General features: G+C 64.3%; 24 protein-coding genes and 1 pseudogene. 24 read left to right on the top strand and 1 reads right to left on the bottom strand.

The genetic code is table 11. From position 1 onward, the window contains the following. Positions 1 to 102: 102 nt before the first annotated feature. A complete protein-coding gene (locus RFN28_RS00590) occupies positions 103 to 294 on the bottom strand; it encodes a hypothetical protein (RefSeq protein WP_320285419.1) in 192 nt (63 codons plus the stop codon). Positions 295 to 393: 99 nt separating this feature from the next. Between RFN28_RS00590 and RFN28_RS00585 the strand changes: the two genes are divergently transcribed. The 24 genes and pseudogenes from RFN28_RS00585 (at position 394) to infB (ending at position 24,083) form a co-directional block, all read left to right on the top strand. After that, the gene (locus RFN28_RS00585; protein WP_430676989.1) at positions 394 to 1,683 is read left to right on the top strand and encodes an imelysin family protein; all 1,290 of its coding nucleotides are present in this window, start codon (positions 394 to 396) and stop codon (positions 1,681 to 1,683) included. Between the two features lie 57 nt (positions 1,684 to 1,740). Then, a complete protein-coding gene (locus RFN28_RS00580) occupies positions 1,741 to 2,052 on the top strand; it encodes a (2Fe-2S)-binding protein (RefSeq protein WP_320285417.1) in 312 nt (103 codons plus the stop codon). Continuing rightward, on the top strand, positions 2,018 to 2,503 hold the full coding sequence (gene bfr, locus RFN28_RS00575; protein ID WP_320285416.1) for a bacterioferritin: 486 nt from the start codon (positions 2,018 to 2,020) through the stop codon (positions 2,501 to 2,503). The genes RFN28_RS00580 and bfr overlap by 35 nt, the downstream gene beginning before the upstream one ends. A gap of 12 nt (positions 2,504 to 2,515) precedes the next feature. Continuing rightward, complete coding sequence (locus RFN28_RS00570) at positions 2,516 to 4,123, top strand: di-heme oxidoreductase family protein (RefSeq protein ID WP_320285415.1); 1,608 nt, start codon at positions 2,516 to 2,518, stop codon at positions 4,121 to 4,123. After that, a complete protein-coding gene (locus tag RFN28_RS00565; RefSeq protein ID WP_320285414.1) occupies positions 4,123 to 5,208 on the top strand; it encodes an imelysin family protein in 1,086 nt (361 codons plus the stop codon). The genes RFN28_RS00570 and RFN28_RS00565 overlap by 1 nt, the downstream gene beginning before the upstream one ends. Before the next feature lie 4 nt (positions 5,209 to 5,212). Further along, the gene (locus RFN28_RS00560; protein WP_320285413.1) at positions 5,213 to 6,319 is read left to right on the top strand and encodes a DUF1513 domain-containing protein; all 1,107 of its coding nucleotides are present in this window, start codon (positions 5,213 to 5,215) and stop codon (positions 6,317 to 6,319) included. Between the two features lie 119 nt (positions 6,320 to 6,438). Continuing rightward, positions 6,439 to 7,152 carry a tRNA (adenosine(37)-N6)-threonylcarbamoyltransferase complex dimerization subunit type 1 TsaB gene (gene tsaB, locus RFN28_RS00555; protein ID WP_320285412.1) on the top strand — a complete coding sequence of 238 codons (714 nt, stop codon included), beginning with the start codon at positions 6,439 to 6,441 and terminating at the stop codon, positions 7,150 to 7,152. After that, positions 7,152 to 7,646: a ribosomal protein S18-alanine N-acetyltransferase gene (gene rimI, locus RFN28_RS00550; protein ID WP_320285411.1), complete on the top strand. Its 495-nt coding sequence runs from the start codon at positions 7,152 to 7,154 to the stop codon at positions 7,644 to 7,646. Before tsaB ends, rimI begins: the two co-directional genes overlap by 1 nt. A 149-nt stretch (positions 7,647 to 7,795) precedes the next feature. Beyond that, the gene (gene olsA / locus RFN28_RS00545) at positions 7,796 to 8,608 is read left to right on the top strand and encodes a lyso-ornithine lipid O-acyltransferase (RefSeq protein ID WP_320285410.1); all 813 of its coding nucleotides are present in this window, start codon (positions 7,796 to 7,798) and stop codon (positions 8,606 to 8,608) included. A gap of 74 nt (positions 8,609 to 8,682) precedes the next feature. Beyond that, positions 8,683 to 10,092, top strand: a complete 1,410-nt coding sequence (gene miaB / locus RFN28_RS00540; RefSeq protein ID WP_320285409.1) for a tRNA (N6-isopentenyl adenosine(37)-C2)-methylthiotransferase MiaB — start codon at positions 8,683 to 8,685, stop codon at positions 10,090 to 10,092. Between the two features lie 137 nt (positions 10,093 to 10,229). Next, the gene (locus tag RFN28_RS00535; RefSeq protein ID WP_320285640.1) at positions 10,230 to 11,222 is read left to right on the top strand and encodes a PhoH family protein; all 993 of its coding nucleotides are present in this window, start codon (positions 10,230 to 10,232) and stop codon (positions 11,220 to 11,222) included. Between the two features lie 8 nt (positions 11,223 to 11,230). Then, complete coding sequence (gene ybeY, locus RFN28_RS00530; protein ID WP_320285408.1) at positions 11,231 to 11,728, top strand: rRNA maturation RNase YbeY; 498 nt, start codon at positions 11,231 to 11,233, stop codon at positions 11,726 to 11,728. Positions 11,729 to 11,755: 27 nt separating this feature from the next. Next, a complete protein-coding gene (locus RFN28_RS00525; protein ID WP_320285407.1) occupies positions 11,756 to 12,832 on the top strand; it encodes a hemolysin family protein in 1,077 nt (358 codons plus the stop codon). Between the two features lie 12 nt (positions 12,833 to 12,844). Then, the gene (locus RFN28_RS00520; RefSeq protein ID WP_320285406.1) at positions 12,845 to 13,315 is read left to right on the top strand and encodes a VOC family protein; all 471 of its coding nucleotides are present in this window, start codon (positions 12,845 to 12,847) and stop codon (positions 13,313 to 13,315) included. Between the two features lie 97 nt (positions 13,316 to 13,412). Beyond that, positions 13,413 to 15,002, top strand: coding sequence for an apolipoprotein N-acyltransferase (gene lnt / locus RFN28_RS00515; RefSeq protein WP_320285405.1), 1,590 nt, complete (start codon positions 13,413 to 13,415; stop codon positions 15,000 to 15,002). A gap of 140 nt (positions 15,003 to 15,142) precedes the next feature. Then, the gene (locus tag RFN28_RS00510) at positions 15,143 to 15,565 is read left to right on the top strand and encodes a helix-turn-helix domain-containing protein (RefSeq protein WP_040973463.1); all 423 of its coding nucleotides are present in this window, start codon (positions 15,143 to 15,145) and stop codon (positions 15,563 to 15,565) included. A 163-nt stretch (positions 15,566 to 15,728) separates the two neighbouring features. After that, positions 15,729 to 17,006 carry a methionine adenosyltransferase gene (gene metK / locus RFN28_RS00505; protein WP_320285404.1) on the top strand — a complete coding sequence of 426 codons (1,278 nt, stop codon included), beginning with the start codon at positions 15,729 to 15,731 and terminating at the stop codon, positions 17,004 to 17,006. A gap of 20 nt (positions 17,007 to 17,026) precedes the next feature. Then, complete coding sequence (gene trmB / locus RFN28_RS00500; protein ID WP_320285403.1) at positions 17,027 to 17,728, top strand: tRNA (guanine(46)-N(7))-methyltransferase TrmB; 702 nt, start codon at positions 17,027 to 17,029, stop codon at positions 17,726 to 17,728. Positions 17,729 to 17,883: 155 nt separating this feature from the next. Next, positions 17,884 to 18,129, top strand: coding sequence for a CopG family ribbon-helix-helix protein (locus RFN28_RS00495; RefSeq protein ID WP_320285402.1), 246 nt, complete (start codon positions 17,884 to 17,886; stop codon positions 18,127 to 18,129). After that, positions 18,126 to 18,404 (top strand): annotated as a pseudogene (locus RFN28_RS00490) (type II toxin-antitoxin system RelE/ParE family toxin). The gene RFN28_RS00495 and the pseudogene RFN28_RS00490 overlap by 4 nt, the downstream one beginning before the upstream one ends. A gap of 153 nt (positions 18,405 to 18,557) precedes the next feature. Beyond that, positions 18,558 to 19,181, top strand: coding sequence for a ribosome maturation factor RimP (gene rimP / locus RFN28_RS00485; RefSeq protein ID WP_320285400.1), 624 nt, complete (start codon positions 18,558 to 18,560; stop codon positions 19,179 to 19,181). 56 nt (positions 19,182 to 19,237) lie between these two features. Next, positions 19,238 to 20,833 carry a transcription termination factor NusA gene (gene nusA, locus RFN28_RS00480; protein ID WP_320285399.1) on the top strand — a complete coding sequence of 532 codons (1,596 nt, stop codon included), beginning with the start codon at positions 19,238 to 19,240 and terminating at the stop codon, positions 20,831 to 20,833. A gap of 32 nt (positions 20,834 to 20,865) precedes the next feature. Beyond that, positions 20,866 to 21,516 (top strand): RNA-binding protein, encoded by a 651-nt coding sequence (locus RFN28_RS00475; protein ID WP_320285639.1) that lies wholly within the window; start codon positions 20,866 to 20,868, stop codon positions 21,514 to 21,516. After that, on the top strand, positions 21,513 to 24,083 hold the full coding sequence (gene infB / locus RFN28_RS00470) for a translation initiation factor IF-2 (protein ID WP_320285398.1): 2,571 nt from the start codon (positions 21,513 to 21,515) through the stop codon (positions 24,081 to 24,083). The genes RFN28_RS00475 and infB overlap by 4 nt, the downstream gene beginning before the upstream one ends. Positions 24,084 to 24,194: the final 111 nt, after the last annotated feature.

Below are 24,194 nucleotides of genomic sequence, written 5' to 3'. Positions count from 1 at the left end.
GCAAGAGCCCTGGTCCGGGTCGCACCCGGAACGGCCGCCTGTCAATCCGAACGTTAAGAAGCGTCATGGGCATAAAGTTGACAATTGCAGTTTAGAATAATTCTAAACTGTTGTTTCAATTGAATTTTCTCTGCCGAACCAGTTGACTTCCAGCCTCTCCGCCGCTTTATGGAGGGCTGCGCCCCTGGCGCGTTCCTTTGATGTCTGGGCCTTGAACCCTTTCGATTGGAGGCATTTCGGTGTCTTTTGCTGATTGGCCGCGCCATAGCGCGGCGACTTTGCCTTTCCGGTCATTCGTGTTTGCGCTGGCGCCGCGCGCCGGCGGTCGCACACCTATGTCATTGAATTTCTGAGGAGATGGGATTGATGAAAGCGATAATCACGCTGCGCATTATTACGCCACGTTGGGGCAGCAGGCTTGCCGCGATCGGCGCCACCGCGGCGCTGACGGCCGCCGTGTTCGTGCTGCCGGCGAAAGCCGCAACGGATGCGAAGGCTGTCATCAAGACCTATGCCGACATCGCGCTGGCCAAATACGAGGATTCGCTGACCACCGCCCTGGCGCTCGACAAGGCCGTCGACGCGCTCATCGCCAAGCCATCGGCCGAGACGCTGAATGCTGCGCGCGACGCCTGGAAGGCGGCGCGCGTCCCTTACCAGCAGACCGAGGTCTACCGCTTCGGCAACAAGATCGTCGACGACTGGGAAGGTCGGGTGAATTCCTGGCCGCTGGATGAAGGCCTGATCGACTATGTCGCCAAGAGCTATGGCACGGAGTCGGACGAGAATTCGCTCTATACGGCCAATGTCATCGCCAACAAGGAGATCGAAATCAACGGCAAGAAGGTCGACGCCTCGAAGCTGACGCCCGAATTTCTCGCCGGCACACTGCAGGAGGCCGGCGGCGTCAAGGCCAATGTCGCGACCGGCTATCACGCCATCGAATTCCTGCTCTGGGGCCAGGATCTCCATGGCACGGGCCCTGGAGCAGGCGAGCGGCCCTACACCGACTACGATCTCAAGAACTGCACCAATGGTCATTGCGAACGCCGCGCGGAATATCTGAAGTCGGCGAGCACCCTTCTGGTGTCCGACCTGCAACAGATGGCCAACGACTGGAAGGAGGACGGCGCGGCGCGCAAGAGCCTCGTCGACGGCGAGACGAATGCCGGCATCTCCACCATCTTCACCGGCATGGGTTCGCTCTCCTATGGCGAGTTGGCCGGCGAGCGCATGAAGCTCGGCCTGCTGCTGCACGATCCGGAAGAGGAGCAGGACTGCTTCTCCGACAACACCTACAACTCGCATCTCTATGATGCCATCGGCATCCGCGCCGCCTATCGCGCCAGCTACACGCGCCTCGACGGCAGCGTGGTTTCCGGCCCGTCGGTCTCCGACATGGTGAAGGCTGCCGATCCGGCGATCGACAAGGAACTGTCTGACAAGCTGGACGTCACAGTTGCCAAGATGGAAGCGATCAAGGCGCGCGCCCTGGCCGGCGAGGCCTATGACCAGCAGATCGCCGAGGGCAATGCGGAAGGCAATGCCACGGTGCAGGCGGCGATCGATGCGCTGATCGACCAGACCAAGTCGATCGAGCGCGCCGTCGGCTCGCTCAAGCTCAACGCTATCGCCTTCGAGGGCTCCGACAGCCTCGATGCGCCCGATAAGGTTTTCAAGTAAAGTCTGCCTAGTACAGCCAAACGGCGCCAGAGTGGCGCCGTCAGCCAGAGCAAGTAAATGCTGATCTGCCATTGCAACATCATCACCGAAAAGGAGATCGAGCAGACGATCATCGGTCTGCTGGATGAAGATCCCTGGCAGCTTATTGTGCCGGCGAAGGTCTATCATGCCATGGGCAAGCGCGGCCGCTGTTGCGGCTGCTTCCCAAATGTGGTGGAAACGATCATTCGGGTCACCGAGAACTACCACGCCCGTTCAGAGGGGAGCGGCGTGGACATCGTTTCACACCTGGACCGCGTGAGAGGCTTGCGCGTCCAATACGGGAGCAGATTCCATGAAAGGCGAACCGCAGATCATCGAGCGGCTTAACGAGGCCCTGTTTCTGGAACTCGGAGCCGTCAATCAGTACTGGGTCCACTATCGCCTGCTCGAGGACTGGGGATACACCAGGCTGGCCAAGAAGGAGCGGGCGGAATCGATTGAGGAAATGCATCACGCCGACCGGCTGGTGGCTCGCATCATCTTCCTCGAAGGGCACCCGAACCTGCAATCCGTCGCGCCGCTGCGCATCGGCCAGAACGTGAAGGAAGTGCTCGAATCCGATCTCGCCGGCGAATATGACGCGCGCACGTCCTACAAGCGCTCGCGCGAGATCTGCCAGGATGAGGGCGACTATGTGTCGATGAAATTGTTCGAGGAGCTGCTGGCCGACGAGGAGGGCCATATCGACTTCCTCGAGACGCAGCTCGACCTGCTCGCCTCGATCGGCGAGGAAAAATACGGCCAGCTCAACGCCGACTCGGCCAACGAGGTGGAGTAAGGACATGCGGGAATGCGGCGCTCCATAGACGTCTTGCGCCGCGCGCGGCGGGTCCGAGATTATGGCCCGCCGCTTCAGAAGAACCCGCGATACCGGATTTATCGCGGGGCTTCGCTTTTGCTGGCAATCGCGCTTTCTGCTTCGGCCACAGCCAGCGAGCCGTTTCCCGCGGGCCTCTCTGCCAGCCGCACTGACCTGACCCCGAAAGATCAGGCGCGGGTTCTGGCCGTCACCCGGCCGACCATGGATTTCTCCAAGCCGGAGCCGTTCGAGCTGATGCAGGGCGGCGCCGGAACGTCGCTGAAGGACGTCAACCGCGACACCTTCTCGCAATCCTCCGCCAATATCACCTTCGAGGAAGAGGCGACCTTCAAGCTCGGCAATGCGCTTTTCCGCAAGAACTGGGTGTCGTCGCCGTCCTCGACCCAGGCCTCGGACGGGCTCGGCCCGCTGTTCAACGAGCGTGCCTGCCAGAATTGCCACCTGAAGGATGGCCGCGGCCGGCCGCCGGAAGGCGGCGTCGGCTCGACCTCCCTGTTTCTGCGGCTGGCGCGCGACGCAAGCAATGCGGAAGAGAAGGCGGCGCTTGCGGACCATAAGGTGTTGAACTTCCCCGATCCGGTCTACGGCTCGCAATTGCAGGATCTCGCGGTCCCCGGCCTCAAGGGCGAAGGCCGCATGCGGGTCGCCTATTCTGAAGAGAAGGTCACGCTCGGCGACGGCACCATGGTCTCCTTGCGCAGGCCCAGCTACTTGGTCGAACACCTCGCCTATGGCCCGCTCGATCCGCGCACCACGCTCTCGCCGCGCCTGACGCCGCCGATGATCGGCCTCGGCCTGATCGAGCAGATTGCGCCTGCCGATATCCTCGCCCATGCCGATCCGGACGATCGCGACGGCGACGGCATCTCCGGCCGGCCCAATATTGTGCGCGATGCGCTGAGCGGCGAACTGACGCTCGGCCGTTTCGGCTGGAAGGCGCAGGCCGCATCGATCCGCCAGCAGGCCGCCGACGCCTTTGCCGGCGACATCGGCATCTCGACGCCGGAAGTGCCGAAGCATTGGGGCGACTGCAGCGCGGCTGAGAAGGATTGCCTTGCCATGCCGAACGGGGTGCAGGAGCGGCTCGGCGCGGCGGAAGCGCCGCCTCCGGTCATGGACCTCGTCACCTTCTACTCGCAGAACCTTGCCGTGCCGGCGCGACGCGACATCGACAAGCCCGACGTTCTCGCCGGCAAGAAGCAATTCTACGAGATGGGCTGCATTTCCTGCCACACGCCGAAATTCGTCACCATGCGCGGCACGCCCGACAAGGCGCAGGCCTTCCAGCTGATCTGGCCCTATTCCGACTTCCTGCTGCACGACATGGGCGAGGGCCTCGCCGACGGCCAGCGAGTGGGGGGAGCAAACGGCAGCGAATGGCGTACGCCGCCGCTCTGGGGTACTGGCCTCACCGGCACCGTCAACGGCAACAGCTTCTATCTGCATGACGGTCGCGCGCGCACGCTTGCCGAGGCGATCTTGTGGCATGGCGGCGAAGGCCAAAAGGCCCATGATCGCTTTGCCGGCGCCAATGCTGCCGATCGCGATGCGCTGATCAAATTTTTGGAGTCGCTCTGATGTTTAACCGACTGGCAGCCGCGCTTGCTCTCCCGTTCCTTCTGGCCGCCGCCTTGCCGGCGTCGGCAGCGGTCAAAGCCTCCCATGTCATAGAACACGCTATCGACGGATTCGTGCGCCCGGCCTATGCCAGCCTCGACGATCATGCGATGAGCCTGACCAAGGCGATGCGCCAGCTTTGTGCGGCACCTTCCCAGCAGAATTTGGATGCGGCGCGCGCGGATTTTTCCGCCACGGTCGAGGCCTGGTCGGTAGCCGAGGTCATCGCCTTCGGGCCGATCAAGGAGAACAACCGGCTGGAGCGCATGCTCTATTGGCCGGACCGCAAGAGCATCGGCTTGAGGCAGGTGCAGGCGACGCTCGCAGCCAAAGATCCATCCGCCGCGGATCCGGCGCAGCTGGCGAGCAAGAGCGTTGCCATGCAGGGGCTCGGCGCGCTCGAATATGTGCTTTTCGGCGATGGCGCCGAAACGCTTGCCGGCAAGGACGAGCCCTATCACTGCGCCTATGGCGCGGCGGTGGCCGCCAACATCCAGGCGATCGCCGGTGAGGTCCGCGATGCCTGGAGCGACAAGCCCGGCGGCTTCGCGGCACTTTGGGCCAATCCGGGGTCAAAGAACCCGCTCTATCGCAACGGCACCGAAGCGGTCACAGAACTCGTTGGCGCTTTGATCAACGAGCTGGAAATGGTCCGGGACGTGCGGCTCAAAGGCTTCCTGAGTGCGAAGCCGGACGCGGACGACAAGCCCAAGCAGGCAATCTACTGGCGCTCGCAGAACACGACGATTTCGCTGGCCGGGAATCTTCGGGGCATCGACGAACTGTTCCAGGCTTCGAAACTCGGCAATGCGCTGCCTGGCGATACGCGGTGGATGGCCGAATCCATCCACATCCAGCTCACCAACGGGGTAGCGACGGCGAAGTCCGTCAACGGCCCGATCGACAAGGCGCTCGCCGATCCGGCTCTGCGCGACAAGCTCGACCATTTTGCGCTGATCACCTCCAGCCTCTCGACCTTGATCGGCACCAGGATGACCGCCGAGTTCGGCCTGACCGCCGGCTTTTCGTTCTTGGATGGGGATTAATGCTGTGAGGACCCCTCTCATCGATCGCCGCGATTTCCTGAGGGCAGCGGGCGCCGGCTTCGTCGCCGCCATGGCGCCGCGCGCCTGGGCGGATACGCTGGCCGTGGATGCCGTCTTTGCCACCGCCTTCGTCAAGCGCGACGGCAGCTTCGGCGCCGCCGTGCTGTCGGAAGCCGGCAAGATCCTGCACACCATCGATCTGCCCGACCGCGGCCATGACGTCACCTTCGATCCGGTGTCGAAGCGCTCGGTCGTCTTTGCCCGCCAGCCCGGCACCTTCGCCGTCGTCTTCGACCATGCCGGCCGCGAGCCGCCCTTGACCATCGCCAGCGTCGCCGGCCGGCATTTCTTCGGCCACGGCGTGTTCTCGCCCGACGGCGCGCTGCTCTATGCGACTGAGAACGATTTCGATAACGCCGCCGGCGTCGTCGGCGTCTATGACGCGAAGGCGAAATTCAGCCGCATCGGCGAGTTCCCGACCTACGGCATGGGGCCGCATGAACTGCTGCTGCTCGGCGACGGCAGGACGCTCGCCATTGCCAATGGCGGCATCGAGACGCATCCGGACTATGGTCGCGCCGAGCTGAACATCGCGACGATGAAGCCTTCCTACACGCTGGTCGACCGCATCAGCGGCGACCTGATCGAAAAGCACGAGCTGCCGCCGGCGCTGCACCAGCTGTCGATCCGCCATATGGACCGCGACCAGTCAGGCACCGTCTGGTTCGGCTGCCAGTATCGCGGGCCGGCGACCGACCGCCCGGCGCTGGTCGGCCGCGCCGCGCGCGGCAAAGACCTTGAGCTGCTGGAGATGCCGCAGGACGTGCTCTCCGGTTTCCGCAACTATATCGGCTCGGTCGCCGCCAATCCTGCCGCCGGCACGGTCGCCGTCACCTCGCCGGAGGGCAATTCGCTGGCCGTCATCGATGCCGCCAGCGGGCGCGTGGTCGCGACCAGACCGCTTGTCGAAGTTTGCGGCGTTGCGGCGGATGGCGCGGGCTTCATGGTGACGACGGGTGCCGGCGAGATCGTCGACGGTGCGGGTGCTTCGCGCTCCGAACCCGACTATGTCTGGGACAACCACATGCTGCGCATCGGGCCGGCGGCCTGACTGCCGGAAGCAAAGCCGCTTAACATTTATGCGGCGTGGCCCTTGCGGCGGCGAGCCATGCCGGGCACAGGGAATGTGTTTCGATCCAGTTGGTTAACCGGCCACATGAAGCTGCCCACATGAAGCTGCTCGCCATCGACTGCGCCGCCAATCTCTGTGCCGCCTGCATCTACGACGCGGGTGCGGGCACCGAGCTTGGCCGCCAGGTGCTCGACCTCGGCAAGGGGCATGCCGAGCATCTGATGGCCGTCATCGAGGCCGCCTTGAAGGCAGGCGGGATCGGCTATCAGGACCTGCGTGCCGTCGCCGTCTCGATCGGGCCCGGTTCCTTCACCGGCCTGCGCGTCGGCGTCTCCACCGCGCGCGGCTTGGCTTTGGCCCTGAAGATCCCGGCAATCGGCGTGACGACCCTGGAAGCTTTGGCTGCCGAGGCGGCGACCGTCTTTCCCGGTCGCGCCGTGCTTGCCGCGCTCGACGCCGGTCGCGAGGAAATCCATGCGGCTCTTTTCGACAAAGCGTTAGTTTTGGCTTACGGTCCAGCGGTAGCCTCGATATCAGAGGCGACCGGAATGGCGGTCGAAGCGAAGGCAGTTCTCGCGGGCACCGCCGCGCCGCAGGTCGCTGCAGCCGCCGGAAATAGCTTCGACATCGGGCCGGTTGCCGCAACGGCGGACATCGCCACATACGCCAGGCTGGCCGCCGCCAAGGGGCCGGGCGACAAACCGAAGCCGCTTTACCTGCGCGCCGCCGACGCCAAGCCGCAAGCCGGGTTTATTTTGCCGAGACGAGACAAGGATCGCCCCGCGGGGGATCCAGGGAGAAAAAAGCCCTGATGCGCATACCTTTCCTTCAGCCGCGCCGCCGGGACTATGCGCTGGAGCCTCTGACGGTCGCCGACAGCGCCGCGGTCGCCATGCTGCATCGCGAGGATTTCGTCCGCCCCTGGACCGACGGCGAGTTCGCCGCGCTTCTCGAGCAGGACACCGTGTTCGGCTACGCCGCGCGCGAGACCGGGCAGGGCGCAAAACCTCCGGTCGGCTTCGTTCTGGCGCGGCTCGCCGCGGGCGAGGGCGAGATCCTGACGGTTGCCGTTGCCCGCGCGCATCGCCGCCAGGGGCTGGGCTGGCAACTGGTCGACGCGGTGCTGCGTGAATTGCACGCGCAGCGCGCCGAGGCGCTCTTCCTCGAGGTCGACGAGACCAACGCGCCGGCGATCGCGCTTTACCGCCGGCTCGGCTTCCGCCAGGTCGGCCACCGTCCGAACTACTACAGGTCGACCGAGCACGGCCCGACCGGCGCGCTTGTCATGCGCCGCGATCTTCGCTAGCCAGACGCGCGCATGACCCCGAAAATCGGTCCAATTTTTGCTTCGCTGACCTTCGGTTCGGAAAGGATCATGCGCCGAATTGGGGTGTTACAGCATCCTTTGCGCGCCCGAGAGGGCGCGCGGCGCTGTAATGATAGGGTCCGTAGCGAATGATCAAGAGATTGCGGATTTTCCTGGCGTTCGGCCTTGTCGTCACCGGCTCGGTGGTGCTTGTGCCGCTGCAGATCCTGTCGATGAAGACCAGACTCTGGCCTGAAACGGTCATCCTCAAGATCTGGCACGGCATGATCCTCAAGGCGCTTGGGCTTCGTGTCCATGTCAAAGGCAAGCTGGCCAAGGAGCGCCCCTTGCTCATCGCCGCCAATCACATCTCCTGGACCGACATCATGGTGCTCGGCTCCTTTGTCGATGTGAAGTTCATCGCCAGGGCCGACATGGAAGGCTGGCCGCTGATCGGCATGCTTTCCAAGCTGCAGCGCACCGTTTTCATCGAACGCGAGCGCAAGCGCACCTCCGGCGACCAGGCGAGCGAGATCGCTAGGCGCATGGCCAAGGGCGACGCGATGGTGCTGTTCGCCGAGGGCTCGACGGGCGACGGCAATCTGGTGCTGCCGTTCAAGAGCACCTTGTTCGGCGCTGCCTCGATGGCGATCTCGGAAGGAGCGGCGGACCAGGTTTTCATCCAGCCGGTGGCGATCGCCTACACGCGCGTGCATGGCGTGCCGATGGGCCGCCGCCACCGGCCGATGGCCGCCTGGATCGGCGACCAGGATCTGATGCCGCATCTGAAGGTCCTGCTTGCCGAAGGCGCGATGGATGCCGAGGTGCATTTCGGCGAGCCGGTGCCGTTCTCCAAGGGCTCGAGCCGCAAGGAAACGGCAAGATTGATGGAAGCCAAGGTGCGCGAGATGATGCAGGCCGTGCTCGCCGATCCGCGTCCCAGTCGTCAGCGCGTAGGCTGAAAACCTAACGCGTGGCGCCGTAGGCGGCCAGAATCGTCTGTTTTTTGTCACGGAAAGGCGTTAGAAGCCGGCCGATGGAATTGAACACGATTGAAAGTCACCGCATCGGCGCTGCGCCCGAGCGCCCGGCCGGCGCTGCCCCGGCGGCGAAGAAGGTCTTCGTCAAGACCTATGGCTGCCAGATGAACGTCTACGATTCCCAGCGCATGACCGATGCGCTGGCCGCCGACGGCTATGTCGCGACCGACGCCGTCGAGGACGCCGATCTGGTGCTGCTCAACACCTGTCATATCCGCGAGAAGGCGGCCGAGAAGGTCTATTCGGAGCTTGGCCGCATCCGCGACATGAAGGCCGAGCGCGCCGAGGCCGGGCGCGAGCTTTTGATCGGCGTCGCCGGCTGCGTGGCGCAGGCCGAAGGGGCAGAGATCATCCGCCGCGCGCCCGCGGTCGATCTCGTCATCGGCCCGCAGACCTATCACCGTCTGCCCGACGTGCTGGCGAGAGTCCGCGGCGGCGAGAAGATCGTCGAGACCGACTACGCCATCGAGGACAAGTTCGAGCATCTTCCGCAGCCGAAGCGCGCCGAAGTCGCAAAGCGCGGCGTCACCGCCTTCCTTACCGTGCAGGAAGGCTGCGACAAGTTCTGCACCTTCTGCGTTGTGCCCTATACGCGCGGCTCCGAAGTCTCGCGGCCGGTGGCGCAGATCGTCTCCGAGGCCGAGCGCCTGGCCGAGGCCGGCGTGCGCGAGGTGACACTGCTCGGCCAGAACGTCAATGCCTGGCACGGCGCGGGCGAGAACGGCGAGGAATGGGGCCTCGGCCGCCTGCTCTTCCGCCTGGCGGAGGTCCCCGGGCTGGCACGCCTGCGCTACACAACCAGCCATCCGCGCGACATGGACGATGAATTGATCGCCGCGCACGGTGACCTGCCGGCATTGATGCCCTATCTGCATTTACCAGTGCAGTCTGGTTCCGACCGGATATTGAAGGTGATGAATCGCAGGCATACGGCACGCGACTATCTGGCCCTCATCGATCGCATCCGCGCCGCGCGGGGCGATATCGCCATGTCCGGAGATTTCATCGTCGGCTTCCCGGGCGAGACGGAAGAGGATTTCGAGGCGACGCTCAAGCTCGTGCGCGACGTGAAATACGCCTCGGCCTTCTCGTTCAAATATTCGCCACGCCCCGGCACGCCCGGCGCCGAGATGGACGGCCATATTTCCGAGGCAGCGAAGGACGAGCGGCTGCAGCGCCTGCAGGCGCTGATCAACGAGCAGCAGAAGGATTTCATCGCCAGCCTGGTCGGCCGCACGGTCAGCACATTGATCGAGAAGCCCGGCCGCCATGCCGGCCAGATCGTCGGCCGCTCGCCCTGGCTGCAGCCGGTAATTGTTGACGACAAGGCCGGCGGAATCGGTGACATTATCGACGTACGAATCACGAAGACAGGCCCCAACAGCCTGTTCGCCGAGTTGGCCTGAATGCATGTCGCCCAAAAGTGCCCGTGGGTTTGGGACAACGACATGCATAGCCACAAGCCTCGGCAGATGAGGAGAGACGGTTGAGCGCTGCTGAGCTGAAGAACTCGCCCCAGAACCAGGCATCCGGGGCCTCCGACATGGCGCACATCGTACTGACCTTCGACAACAACAAGCTTGCCAGCGCCCTTTACGGCCAGTTCGACGAAAACCTGGCCAGGCTCGAGCAGAAGCTCGGCGTCGATATCCGCTCGCGCGGCAACCAGCTTGCGATCAAAGGCTCGGCCTCTGCCGCCGAGCAGGCGCGCCGGGCGCTGGATACGCTCTACGGCATTCTCCAGAAGGGCGCCGAGATCGGCCAGTCGGACGTCGACGGCGCCGTGCGCATGGCGATCGCCGCCGACGACCAGCTGACGCTGCCGACCATGGAGCGCAAGGGCAAGGTCTCCGCCGCCCAGATCGCCACGCGCAAGCGCACGATCTATGCCCGCTCGCTCAACCAGGACGCCTATATGCGCGCGCTGGAGCGCTCCGAAATGGTCTTCGGTATCGGCCCGGCCGGCACCGGCAAGACCTATCTGGCGGTGGCCCACGCGGCGATGCTCTTGGAGCGCGGCATGGTCGAGCGCATCGTGCTCTCGCGTCCCGCCGTCGAGGCCGGCGAGCGGCTGGGCTTCCTGCCCGGCGACATGAAGGAGAAGGTCGACCCATATCTGCGGCCCCTCTACGACGCGCTCTACGACATGATGCCGGCCGACAAGGTCGAGCGGGCGATCGCGGCCGAAGTGATCGAGATTGCGCCGCTCGCCTTCATGCGCGGCCGCACGCTGGCGCATGCGGCGGTGATCCTCGACGAGGCGCAAAACACCACTCCGATGCAGATGAAGATGTTTCTCACCCGTCTCGGCGAGAACTCGCGCATGATCGTCACCGGCGATCCGACCCAGATCGACCTGCCGCCCAACACCAAGTCGGGCCTGGTCGAGGCGCTGCGCATCCTTGACGGCGTTCCCGGCATCGTCACGGTCCGCTTCAACGAAGGCGACGTGGTGCGGCATCCGCTGGTCGCCGAGATCGTCAAGGCCTATGACCGCGACGGCAAGCTGGCCAGGGGCCTCGGCGCCGAGAGCTGAAAGGCCGCATGGCTGAAAACCTGAGACCCGCCGCCGAAATGCCGGTCGACATCGATATTTTCGTCGAGGCCGGCGACTGGCCTGCGGAGACCGAGTTGACGCGCCTCGTCGACCGGGCGGTCGCGGCCGCCTTTGCCGAGACCGGCGCGAAGGGCGCCTCCGAGCTCAGCGTCGTTTTTTCCGACGATGCCCATATCCGCACCCTCAATGCCGAATGGCGCGGCAAGGACAAGCCGACCAACGTCTTGTCTTTCCCGGCTTTTTCCTTCCCGAAAGGCGGCAAGCTGCCGCCGATGCTGGGCGACATCGTGCTGGCCTCCGAGACGGTCGCGCGCGAGGCTGCACTGGAAGACAAGCCGTTGGAGAACCATATCACCCATCTCGTCATCCATGGCCTTCTGCACCTTATGGGCCATGACCACGAGACCGACGCCGAGGCGGAGGAGATGGAGGCGATCGAGCGCGCTGCGCTTGCGAGGCTTGCCATTCCCGATCCCTACGCGTAACAAAAAAGACCAATTGATCAGACGACGATGAACGACAAACCAGAACCTGCCGCCCGTCCGGACGCCGGCGGTGCGGTCAAGCCTTCCGAGAAGTCGGAAGAAGGCTCCAGTCAGAGTATTCCGACCGGCAGCGCGGCCGCTGAGGCTTCGCATGCCGGTCCTTCGCTCTTCGATCGCGTGCTCGGCCTGTTCAGGCACCGCAACGGCACCAATCTGCGCGAGGAGATTGCCGACGCGCTGGCCGAGACGGCGAGCGACGCCGAATCCTTCTCGCCCGGCGAACGCGCCATGCTCAACAACATCCTGCGGCTGCGCGAAGTGCGCGTCGAGGACGTCATGGTGCCGCGCGCCGACATAGAAGCGGTCGAGATCTCCACCAAGCTTGGCGATCTGCTTGGCCTCTTCGAGCAGTCCGGCCATTCCCGCATGCCGGTCTATTCCGAGACGCTCGACGACCCGCGCGGCATGGTTCACATCCGCGACGTTCTTGCCCACATCACCAAGGTTGCCCGCGTGAAGCGGGGCCGCGCGAACAGGAAGGCGCCGGCGCCCGCCGCCCTCGATCTCGCCCAGGTCGATCTCGCCCGCACCATCGGCGATCTCGACCTGATCCGCCCGGTGCTGTTCGTGCCGCCTTCGATGCTTGCTTCCGACCTGATGGGGCGCATGCAGACGACCCGCACCCAGATGGCGCTCGTCATCGACGAATATGGCGGCACCGACGGTCTTGCCTCGCTGGAGGACATCGTCGAGATGGTGGTCGGCGACATCGAGGACGAGCATGACGACGACGAGCCGATGATCACCCAGGCCGGCGACGGCGTGTTCGTGGTCGACGGCAAGGCCGAGATCGACGAGGTCGCCAAGATGATCGGCGAGGATTTCGCCGCCGGCGAGCATGGCGAATATGTCGACACCATCGGCGGCATGATCTTCAACACGCTTGGCCGGGTTCCGGCCCGCGGCGAAGTGGTGCAAGCCATACCGGGCTTCGAATTCCATGTGCTCGACGCCGACCCGCGCCGCGTCAAACGCGTCCGCATCGTGCAGAGCCCGAAGGGCGAGCGGCAGCGCCGCCGCGCGGCGCGCACCGAGCAGGCCTGACATCGTCGCATCATGCCGGTCGACGATCCGTTCAAGCACGCCGTCCTCGGTTCCGGCGTCTTCTATCAAGATCCGCGCGCGGCTTTGGCCTGGCTCCAGGCAGCGTTCGGCTTCGAGCCTAGCATGATGGTGAGCGACGCCGACGGACGGCTGGTCCATGCCGAAATGCGGTTCGGCGACGGCTATATCATCGTCGATTCAGAATGGGCCGCGCACATCGCCAGCCCCGCCTCGGTCGGCGGCAAGAACACCCAGTCGGTCTATATCCGTCTCAAGGACGACATCGACGTCCATTGCGAAAAAGCGCGCGCGGCCGGTGCTGAAATCGTCGAGGAGCCCGCCGATCATTTCTACGGCGAGCGGCAATACCGCGCCCGCGATCCCGAAGGTCATATCTGGACCTTCACCCAGACCTTGCGTGTGGTATCACGAGAAGAAGCCGAGCGGCTGAGCGGTCTGAGGATCGAGGGTTGGCATCGATAGCGCGACCGTGAACTAGGCTGCGATCATCCGTGTTTGGAGCAGGCGGCGCGGCCTGTTAAATCTCTGGCTGCCTGATTCGTGCGACTTGGGAAGCTATATGAAGCGCTTTGCCGGCCGGATTATTCTGCTATGGGGGTGGCGGCGGGCGCTGGTGGCGTTTGCCGCCGGAGCGCTGGCCGTCCTCGCTCAGGCGCCCTACGATTTCTTCGCCGTCTGCTTCGTCTCGTTTCCGGTGCTTGTCTGGCTGCTCGACGGCGCCACCGCTGAAGCCTCCGACGGCTGGCTGCGCCGCCTTCGGCCGGCCTTCGCCATCGGCTGGTGGTTCGGCTTCGGCTATTTCCTCGCCGGTCTGTGGTGGATCGGACAAGCACTTCTGGTCGAGGCCGACAGCTTTGCCTGGGCCTTGCCCTTCGCCGTGGTCGGCATCCCCTTGGCGCTCGCCTTCTTCTATGGCTTTGCCACGGTCGTGGCGCGGCTCTTCTGGAGCAGCGACATCGGCCGCATCGCCGCACTCGCCTTCGGCTTCGGCCTCGCCGAATGGCTGCGCGACTTCCTCTTCACCGGCTTTCCGTGGAACGCCGTCGGCTACGCCGCGATGCCGGTGCCGCTCCTGATGCAGAGCGTTTCGGTGACCGGCATGATCGGCATGAACGCGCTCGCGGTCTTCGTCTTTTCGCTTCCCGCGCTTGTTGCCGCGCGCCGGCATCTGAGACTAGGCCTTGCCCTGTTGGTCATCCTTGTCGCGGCCCATGTCGGCTTCGGCTATTTCAGGCTTGCAAGGCCGGCCGAGCCGGCCACCCGCTCGATCGACGTCCGCATCGTCCAGCCCGCCGTCGACCTCAGCGAGAAATGGGATGCCTCGGTGCGCGACCGCATCTTCGCCACGCTGATGGGGATATCGGGAAAGGCGCCGGAGCAGGGCCACGCCAAGCCGCAACTGATCCTGTGGCCGGAAACATCCGTGCCGTTCCTGTTCACGGAGCGTCCCGACGCGCTGACGGCGCTGGGCGACATGCTGGGCGACGGGCAGATGCTGATTGCCGGCGTCGTGCGCGAGGAGGGCGGCGCAGGGAACGCCGGCAGCCGTTATTACAATTCCGTGGTGGCGATCAACGACAAGGGCGAGATCGTCGATGCCGTCGACAAGGTGCATCTGGTGCCGTTCGGCGAATATCTGCCTTTTGCCGGTCTGTTCGAGCGTTTCGGTATAGGCCAGCTCGTCGCCGGGCCGATGAACTTCGCCGCCGGCAACGAGCGGCACCCAATCGCGGTGCCGAACGGCCTCAGCGCGGTTCCCTTCATCTGCTACGAGGTCATCTTTCCCGACCTTGTCGCGGTTGACGCCGCGTCATCTGAACTTATTGTGAACGTCACCAACGACGCCTGGTTTGGCGACACGCCAGGCCCGTACCAGCACTTCAGGCAGGCGCAGATTCGCGCGGTAGAGAACGGATTGCCTTTGTTGCGCGCGGCCAACAACGGCATCTCCGCCGTCGTCGATTCGCGTGGGCGCATTGTCGATGCCCTGGCGGTCGACGCGCGCGGCGCCATCGATGCGCATGTGCCGGTTTCCGGGCGCGTCCTGCTGTCCGCCGATCAGCGGCGCATTAACGGATTGCTGATCATGTTGCTGTTTGCCCTGATCGCCGTCACATTGAACGTAAGGCAGCGGCTACGGGTGAATTGACAGTCGGCACATTAGAAACTCATACTGTAACGCCTAAAATTTTCTCGAAGTCGGCTGGAGGGGACTGTTGGGGCAGGTGGCTCCGGCTTCGTTTGGGCGGGAAAAATAGAAAAAAGCCGGAAAAATTCGGCGAGGAAAAAATGACAGAAGAAAACAAGAAGAAGCCGAATCCGATCGATATTCATGTCGGGAGTCGCATTCGGCTGCGTCGCAATATGCTTGGAATGAGCCAGGAAAAGCTTGGTGAAAATCTCGGCATCACGTTTCAACAGATCCAGAAGTACGAAAAGGGGACGAACAGGGTCGGCGCCAGCCGTCTGCAGGCGATAGCCTCCATCCTGAGCGTGCCCGTCGCCTTCTTCTTCGAGGATGCTCCGGGTCAGGAGGCCGGGGCCGGCAATCGGGGATTCGCCGAGGATGCCTCGATGGCGTTCGCCATCGAATTCTGCGGCAGTCCGGAGGGACTTCAACTCAATCGTGCCTTCGTCAAGATTCCCGACGTCAAGGTGCGGCGCAGGATCATCGATCTTGTGAAGTCCCTTTCGCCGGACGAAGCCGAGTAATTCCGGGCTCATGCCTCCGGCGGCAGCCCTGCCGGTGGCACAAGCCGCTTGTGCCGACATTCATGCCAGATCCGACGCGCCGCTTGACGAGGGGCGCCCGGCACCGCTAACACGTGGCGCGCCAAAATCGGCAGACTGCCGATCTTTTCAAGAGGGGACACCCGTGACGCGGCAGAATTATCTCTTCACTTCGGAATCCGTCTCCGAGGGCCATCCCGACAAAGTCTGTGACCGTATCTCCGACGAGATCGTCGATCTCGTCTATCGCGAAGCCAGGAAGACGGGCATGGACCCGTGGAAGGTGCGCGTCGCCTGCGAGACGCTGGCCACCACCAACCGCGTCATCATCGCCGGCGAGGTCAGGGTTCCCGAAACGCTCCTGAAGAAGGACAAGGCCGGCGACATCCTCATGGATGCGGCGGGCCACCCGGTCGTCAATCCGGCAAAGTTCAAGTCTGTTGCCCGCAAGGCGATCCGCGAGATCGGCTACGAGCAGGCGGGCTTCCACTGGAAGACGGCCAAGATCGAGGTGCTGCTGCACGGCCAGTCGCCGGATATCGGCCAGGGCGTCGACAATGCCGCCGACCGCCAGGGCGAGGAAGGTGCCGGCGACCAGGGCATTATGTTCGGCTACGCCTGCCGAGAGACGCCGGACCTGATGCCGGCGCCGATCTACTACAGCCACAAGATCCTCGAATTGCTTGCCGCCGCGCGCCATGAAGGCAATGGCGAGGCCGGCAAGCTCGGCCCGGATGCCAAGAGCCAGGTCACCGTGCGCTATGCCAACGGCAAGGCGGCGGAAGTGACGCAGATCGTGCTTTCCACCCAGCATCTCGATTCGAGCTGGGATTCCAAGAAGGTCCGCAAGGTCGTCGAGCCTTACATCCGCGAGGCGCTTGGCGACCTCAAGATCGCCGACGACTGCAACTGGTACATCAACCCGACCGGCAAGTTCGTGATCGGCGGGCCCGACGGCGATGCCGGCCTCACCGGCCGCAAGATCATCGTCGATACCTATGGCGGCGCGGCGCCCCATGGCGGTGGCGCTTTCTCCGGCAAGGACACCACCAAGGTCGACCGTTCGGCTGCCTATGCGGCGCGCTATCTCGCCAAGAATGTGGTGGCGGCCAGGCTCGCCGACCGCTGCACCATCCAGCTCTCCTACGCCATCGGCGTCGCCCAGCCGCTGTCGGTCTATGTCGACCTGCACGGCACCGGCAAGGTCGAGGAGGCAAAACTTGAGCAGGCGCTGCGCCAGGTGATGGACCTGTCGCCGTCTGGCATCCGCCGTCATCTCGACCTCAACAGGCCGATCTACGCGAAAACCTCGTCCTATGGCCATTTCGGCCGCAAGGCCGGCCGAGACGGTTCCTTCTCTTGGGAGAAGACCGACCTCGCCAAGGCCCTCAAGGACGCGGTTGCCGACGCGATTGCCGCCTGACGGCGTCGCCAAGCCCATCCATGGAGCCAAACGACAGGCCGAGCCGCGCGACCGAAGGATTTTTCGGCCGCCGGCACGGCAAGGCCATTCGCCCGCAGCAGGCCGCGGCGCTTGAACGCGGCCTGCGCGCCTACCGGATCGACCTGACGGCGGAGGCGCCCGCGGACCTTGGAACGCTGTTCAAGGCGCAGGTTTCAGCCTTTCAGCTCGAGATCGGCTTCGGCGGCGGCGAGCATCTCCTGCATCGCGCGACAGAGGCTCCGGCGACCGGCTTCATCGGCGTCGAGCCATTCGTCAACGGCATGGCCAAGATGATGGCGGCACTCGACAAGCGTCCGCTCGCCAATCTGAGAGTCTATGACGACGATGCTACGCGCCTGCTCGACTGGCTGCCGCCGGCCTCGCTCGACGGCATCGACCTCCTTTATCCGGATCCCTGGCCGAAGAAGAAGCACTGGAAGCGCCGCTTCGTCGGCCCGGTCAATCTCGACCGGTTCGCGCGGGTGCTGAAGGTGGGCGGCAGATTCCGCTTCGCCTCCGACATCGACAGCTATGTGAACTGGACGCTGCTTGCCTGCCGCGCCCAAGGCGGCTTCGCCTGGCAGGCGAGCGAGGCGGCCGACTGGCACCAGCCCTATGCGGGCTGGCCCGGCACGCGCTACGAGGCCAAGGCCCTCCGCGAGGGACGGCGGCCTGCCTATCTGACCTTTATCCGGACGTAGGTTGAGGCCGGAGCTTGAGGCCCGCATGGCTTGAAGCGCGTCGCGCTATCTAAAGCGTTGGCCGGTCCGATGCCGCCTATATGACGTGGATGCATGGAATTCACGAACCAAACTGGTTCCATCACATTCAAAGTGAACCAGAATGGAGACAGACCATGACCGCCTTCACTGTACGCCTTCCCGACGAGACGGTGGCCAAACTCGACCACCTGGCTGAGAAAGTCGATCGCTCCCGCTCTTATGTCGCAGCTCAGGCGATAGAGGATTATGTCGCCAGGGAGGAATGGCAGCTTGCTGAAATCGAGGCCGGCGTGAGCGAAGCCGATCGAGGTGAGTTTGCGAGCGAGAAGGAATTGGCCGAGGTCATCGCGAAGTACGTTAAGTCAGGCCTCGGGCGATGAAGCGTATCCGGTGGACCCAGCGCGCTTTGCGGCGACTCGATCAGATCGGTGCTTATATCGAAAAGGAAAATCCTGGAGCAGCAGCGCGAGTCGTTGCCCGAATTGTCTCCTCGGCCGATAGTCTCGCCGAACAACCCGCTATGGGGCGAGTTGGCCGCATAAAAGGCACGCGAGAGAGCTGATATTCCATACATAATTCCCTACCGGTGGTCAGCGGCGAGATCGAGATACTTACGGTGATGCACGCAGCCCAGCAATGGCCGCGCCAGCTATAGGCACCGCCAAGCTCCTTGCCTGCAGGCTTGAAACGCCGGCCGGGATCGTCTATATCAACCTCAAATTCTTGGTCGGTATGACGAAGAGTGGGTCCACCCGGTCCCGCTCTTTTTTATTACCTGCCGGGCGGAGCGACAAAGCGAAGGGATCCGATGACCGCAACGGCAAGCGAAGCCGACGACCGTATCATCCGCGAAAGCGGTATCGATGCGCGCATTGCGCTGATCGTGCAGCCGATGCTCAAGGCCATCGGCTTCCGCCTCGTGCGGGTGCAGCTGACCGGCCAGAACGGGCTGACGCTGCAGATCATGGCCGAACGCGAGGACGGCACCATGACCGTCGAGGATTGCGAAGAGGTCAGCCGCGCGGTGTCGCCGGCGCTCGATGTCGAAGATCCGATCGAAAAGGCGTATCATCTCGAAGTGTCGTCGCCGGGCATCGACCGGCCGCTGGTGCGCAAATCGGATTTCGCCACCTGGACCGGTCATCTGGTCAAGCTCGAGACATCGGTCCTCGTCGCCGACCGCAAGCGCTTCAAGGGCAAGATCGCCGAGGCGGACGCCGACGGCATACTGCTTGAGCGCGACAAGGCGGCCTATGGCGAAGAGCCGGCGGTACGCGTGCCTTATGATGCGATCGCCGAGGCGCGGCTCGTGCTGACCGACGATCTCATTCGCGAGGCCCTGTCGAAGGACAACAGGGCCCGCAAGGAAGCAAAGAAACGCCGGGGCGAAGCGGAAGACGCCGCCGCCGGCGAAGGAAACGAAACCAAATAGGAAAGTTGATTGCGCTTTCGGGCCGTTTTGCCCGGAGCGAAGTCGGGAGAAAGACAATGGTTGTAAGCGCCAACAGGCTCGAACTGCTGCAGATCGCCGACGCGGTCGCGCGTGAAAAGTCGATCGACAAGCAGATCGTCATCGCCGCCATGGCCGACGCGATCCAGAAGGCCGCGCGTTCGCGTTACGGTCAGGAAACCAACATCCGCGCCGACATCAACCCCAATACGGGCGAGATGAAGCTGCAGCGCCTCATGGAAGTGGTCGAGAAGGTCGAGGATTACGCGACGCAGATCGCGCTTTCCACGGCGCGCGAGCGCAACCCCGATGCCCAGCTCGGCGATTTCATCGCCGAACAGCTGCCGCCGATGGATTTCGGCCGCATCGCCGCCCAGTCGGCCAAGCAGGTCATCGTCCAGAAGGTGCGCGAGGCCGAGCGCGACCGTCAGTACGACGAATACAAGGACCGTATCGGCGAGATCGTCAACGGCACCGTCAAGCGCGTCGAATACGGCAACGTCATCGTCGACCTCGGCCGTGGCGAGGCGATCATCCGCCGCGACGAGCTGATCCCGCGCGAGAACTACAAATATGGCGACCGCGTCCGCGCCTATGTCTACGACGTGCGCCGTGAGCAGCGCGGCCCTCAGATCTTCCTGTCGCGCACCCATCCGCAGTTCATGGCCAAGCTCTTCACCATGGAAGTGCCGGAAATCTACGACGGGATCATCGAGATCAAGTCGGTCGCCCGCGATCCGGGTTCGCGCGCCAAGATCGCCGTCATCTCGCGCGATTCCTCGATCGATCCGGTCGGCGCCTGCGTCGGCATGCGCGGCAGCCGCGTCCAGGCGGTGGTCGGCGAATTGCAGGGCGAGAAAATCGACATCATTCCGTGGTCGCCTTCGGCCGCCTCGTTCATCGTCAACGCGCTGCAGCCGGCGGAAGTCGCCAAGGTGGTGCTGGACGAGGATGCCGAGCGCATCGAGGTGGTGGTGCCGGACGACCAGCTGTCGCTGGCCATCGGCCGCCGCGGCCAGAACGTGCGTCTTGCCTCGCAGCTCACTGGCTGGGACATCGACATCCTGACCGAACAGGAAGAGAGCGAGCGCCGCCAGAAGGAATTCGTCGAGCGTTCGGCCCTCTTCATGGAAGCCCTCGATGTCGACGAGATGGTCGGCCAGGTGCTTGCTTCGGAAGGCTTCACCAGCGTCGAGGAAGTCGCCTATGTCGACTCGGGCGAGATCTCTTCGATCGACGGCTTCGACGAGGATACCGCGTCGGAAATCCAGTCGCGCGCCCGCGAATATCTGGAGAAGATCGAGGCCGAGCACGATGAGAAGCGCAAGGCGCTCGGCGTCAAGGACGAGCTGCGCGAGATTCCCGGCATCACCACGGCCATGATGGTGACGCTCGGCGAGGACGGCGTGAAGACGATCGAGGACTTCGCCGGCTACGCGGCCGATGACCTGATCGGCTGGAAGGAGCGCAAGGACGGCGAGACCAAGGTCTATCCCGGCGTGCTTGCCGATCACGGCGTCTCGCGCGCCGATGCCGAGCAGATGGTGCTGGCCGCTCGCAAGAAAGCCGGCTGGATTACCGAGGAGGAACTGACCGCTGAGGAAGCCGCGGCCGGCGAAACCGTCGGTGCGTGAGGTGAACGCGCATCGCAAAGCCCGTGGACGAGATGAACGATCGCACCTGCATCGTCACGCGCAGGCAGGCCGAAGCGGATGAACTGATCCGCTTTGTCGTCGGCCCGGATTCGGTCGTCGTTCCGGACATCAAGAGAAATCTGCCTGGCCGCGGTTGCTGGGTCACCGCTGATCGCCTACATATCGACAAGGCAGCGGCGAAGAACCTGTTTGCCCGCGCCTTCAAGGCGCAGGTCACCGTTCCCGCCGGTCTCGGCGACATGGTCGACGGGCTGCTTTCCAGATCCGCCCTGGGCATGTTGGGTCTTGCTCGCAAGGCCGGAGCGGTCGTTCTAGGCGCCGCCAAGGTGGAGGCTGCGGTGCGCGACGGGCAGGCGCTTCTCGTGCTGCACGCGACCGAGGCCTCTAACGACGGTGTGCGCAAGATCAGTCAGGCGCGGCGGGCAACCGTTCATCTCGGCGGCCCCGCCATCCCTGCCTACAAACTTTTCCCCGAAGCCGAGTTGAGCTTGGCATTGGGGGGTACAAATGTGATACATGCTGCCGTCCTCGCGCAGGATGCGGGTAAGGCGGTTCAGAAGCGCATGGTTGCGCTCGACCGTTATCGGGGCGGAACCCCGGACGATTTGGCAATGCTTGCGGCCGTTGCTGACGAAGATGATGCCGCAGAGGATATGGAATGAGCGATACGAAATCGGGCGACGACAAGACGTTGAGCGTTACTCCGAAGAAGACCTTGACGCTGAAGCGCCCTGGCCTCGAGCAGGGCACCGTGCGCCAGAATTTCTCGCACGGCCGCACCAAGTCGGTCGTGGTCGAGACCAAGAAGCGCAAGTTCTCGCTGCACGGCGACAAGCCGGAGCCGGTGGCGCCGTCCGTCTTCACGCCGAAGGTCGCAGCTCCGGCCGCACCCGCCGTGCAGGAAGCGCCGAAGGCGCTGCCCCCGCAGCCGGAACGCTCCGGCATGGTGCTGAACGAATTGTCGCGTGGCGAGATGGAAGCGCGCCGCAGGGCGCTCGAAGGCTCCAAGGCCCGTGAGATCGAGGACCGCCAGCGCGCCCAGGAAGAGGCCAAGCGCCGCGCCGAGGAAGAAGAGCGCCGCAAGCGCGAGCGTGAGGAATCCGCACGCCGTCAGGCCGAGGAAGAGGCCCGCCTCCAGGCTGAGGCCGAGTCGCGCCGTCGTGCCGAGGAAGAGGCCCGCCGCCGTGCCCCGGTGGCCGCCGATGTCGCCACGGCCGACGACGACGAGGAGGTCAAGCCGAGGCGTGCCGGCGGTGGCGGTGGTGCCGGTGCGCCGGCCCGACGCCTCGCCACGCCCGAAGTGGCGCGTCCGGCCAAGCCCACCAAGGGCGAGGAGGACCGCCGCCGCGGCAAGCTGACGCTGAATTCGGCGCTTTCCGACGAGGAAGCGCGCGGCCGCTCGCTGTCGTCGATGCGCCGCCGCCAGGAAAAGTTCAAGCGCGCGATGCACAACGAGCCGCGCGAGAAAGTGATGCGCGAAGTGATCCTGCCGGAAACCATCACCATCCAGGAGCTGGCGCAGCGCATGTCCGAGCGCGCCGTGGACGTGGTCAAGTTCTTCATGAAGCAGGGCCAGATGATGAAGCCGGGCGACGTGATCGACGCCGACACGGCTGAGCTGGTCGCTTCCGAATTCGGCCATACGGTCCGCCGCGTTGCCGAATCCGACATCGAGGAAGGCCTGTTCAACATCGCCGACCGTCCGGAAGACCTGGTGTCGCGTCCGCCTGTCGTGACCATCATGGGCCATGTCGACCACGGCAAGACCTCGCTGCTCGATGCAATCCGCAACGCCAATGTCGTCTCCGGCGAGGCCGGCGGCATCACCCAGCACATCGGCGCCTACCAGGTCGAGAAGAACGGTCAGAAGATCACCTTCATCGACACGCCTGGCCACGCCGCCTTCACGGCCATGCGCGCCCGCGGCGCCCAGGTCACCGACATCGCCGTGCTGGTGGTGGCGGCCGACGACAGCGTGATGCCGCAGACGATCGAATCGATCAACCACGCCAAGGCAGCCGGTGTGCCGATCATCGTGGCGATCAACAAGATCGACAAGCGCGACGCCGATCCGCAGAAGGTGCGGGCGGAACTCTTGCGCCATGAAGTGTTCGTCGAATCGATGGGCGGCGAGGTGCTGGACGTCGAAGTGTCGGCGACCAAGGGCACCAACATCGACAAGCTACTCGAGGCGATCCTGCTGCAGGCCGAAATCCTCGACCTCAAGGCCAATCCGGACCGTACCGCCGAAGGCGCGGTCATCGAGGCCAAGCTCGACAGGGGTCGCGGTCCGGTCGCCACGGTTCTGGTGCAGACCGGCACGCTGATGCCCGGCGACATCCTCGTCGCCGGCAACGAATGGGGCCGTGTCCGCGCGCTCGTCAACGATCGCAGCGAACATGTGCCCGAAGCGCCGCCGGCAATGCCGGTCGAGGTGCTCGGCCTCCAGGGCACGCCGCAGGCGGGCGACCGCTTCGCCGTCGTCAACAACGAGGCGCGTGCGCGTGAGATCACCGAGTACCGCCAGCGCCTGGCGCGCGAGAAGGCGGTGGCCAAGCATGCCGGCCAGCGCGGCTCGCTCGAGCAGATGATGTCGCAGTTGCAGACGAGCGGGCTGAAGGAATTCCCGCTGGTCATCAAGGGCGACGTGCAGGGCTCGATCGAGGCGATCAATGCCGCGCTCGAAAAGCTCGGCAACGACGAGGTGCGCGCCCGCATCGTCCATTCGGGCGCCGGCGGCATCACCGAAACCGACGTCTCGCTCGCCGAGACCTCGGGGGCGGCGATCATCGGCTTCAACGTCCGCGCCAATGCGCAGGCGCGCACGGCCGCGGCCGCCGCGGGCATCGAGATCCGCTACTATTCGATCATCTACAATCTCGTCGATGACGTGAAGGCGGCGCTTTCCGGCATGCTCTCGCCGGAGCGGCGCGAGACCTTCATCGGCAATGCCGAGATCCTCGAGATCTTCGACATCTCGAAGGTCGGCAAGATCGCCGGCTGCCGTGTCACCGAAGGCAAGGTCGAGCGTGGCGCGGGCGTGCGCCTGATCCGCGACAACGTCGTTGTCCACGAAGGCACGCTGAAGACGCTCAAGCGCTTCAAGGACGAGGTCTCGGAAGTGCCGGGCGGCCAGGAATGCGGCATGGCCTTCCAGAACTACGAAGATATGCGTGTCGGCGACGTCATCGAGTGCTTCCGCGTCGAGATGGTGAGCAGGACGCTCTAAATTCGGATATACTTGCCGGGATGACCGGGCGGCGGCCGAAAGGCTGCCGCTCGAAATCCTTATTTTGTATTTGAGACATGTGGCGCGGTCCCATCCCGCGCTTCACGATTT

This window comes from Mesorhizobium album, from assembly GCF_033977205.1.
GTDB lineage: Bacteria > Pseudomonadota > Alphaproteobacteria > Rhizobiales > Rhizobiaceae > Mesorhizobium > Mesorhizobium album.
The sequence above is the reverse complement of the archived record's forward strand: the minus strand, read 5'-3'. Positions and strand labels throughout refer to the sequence as shown.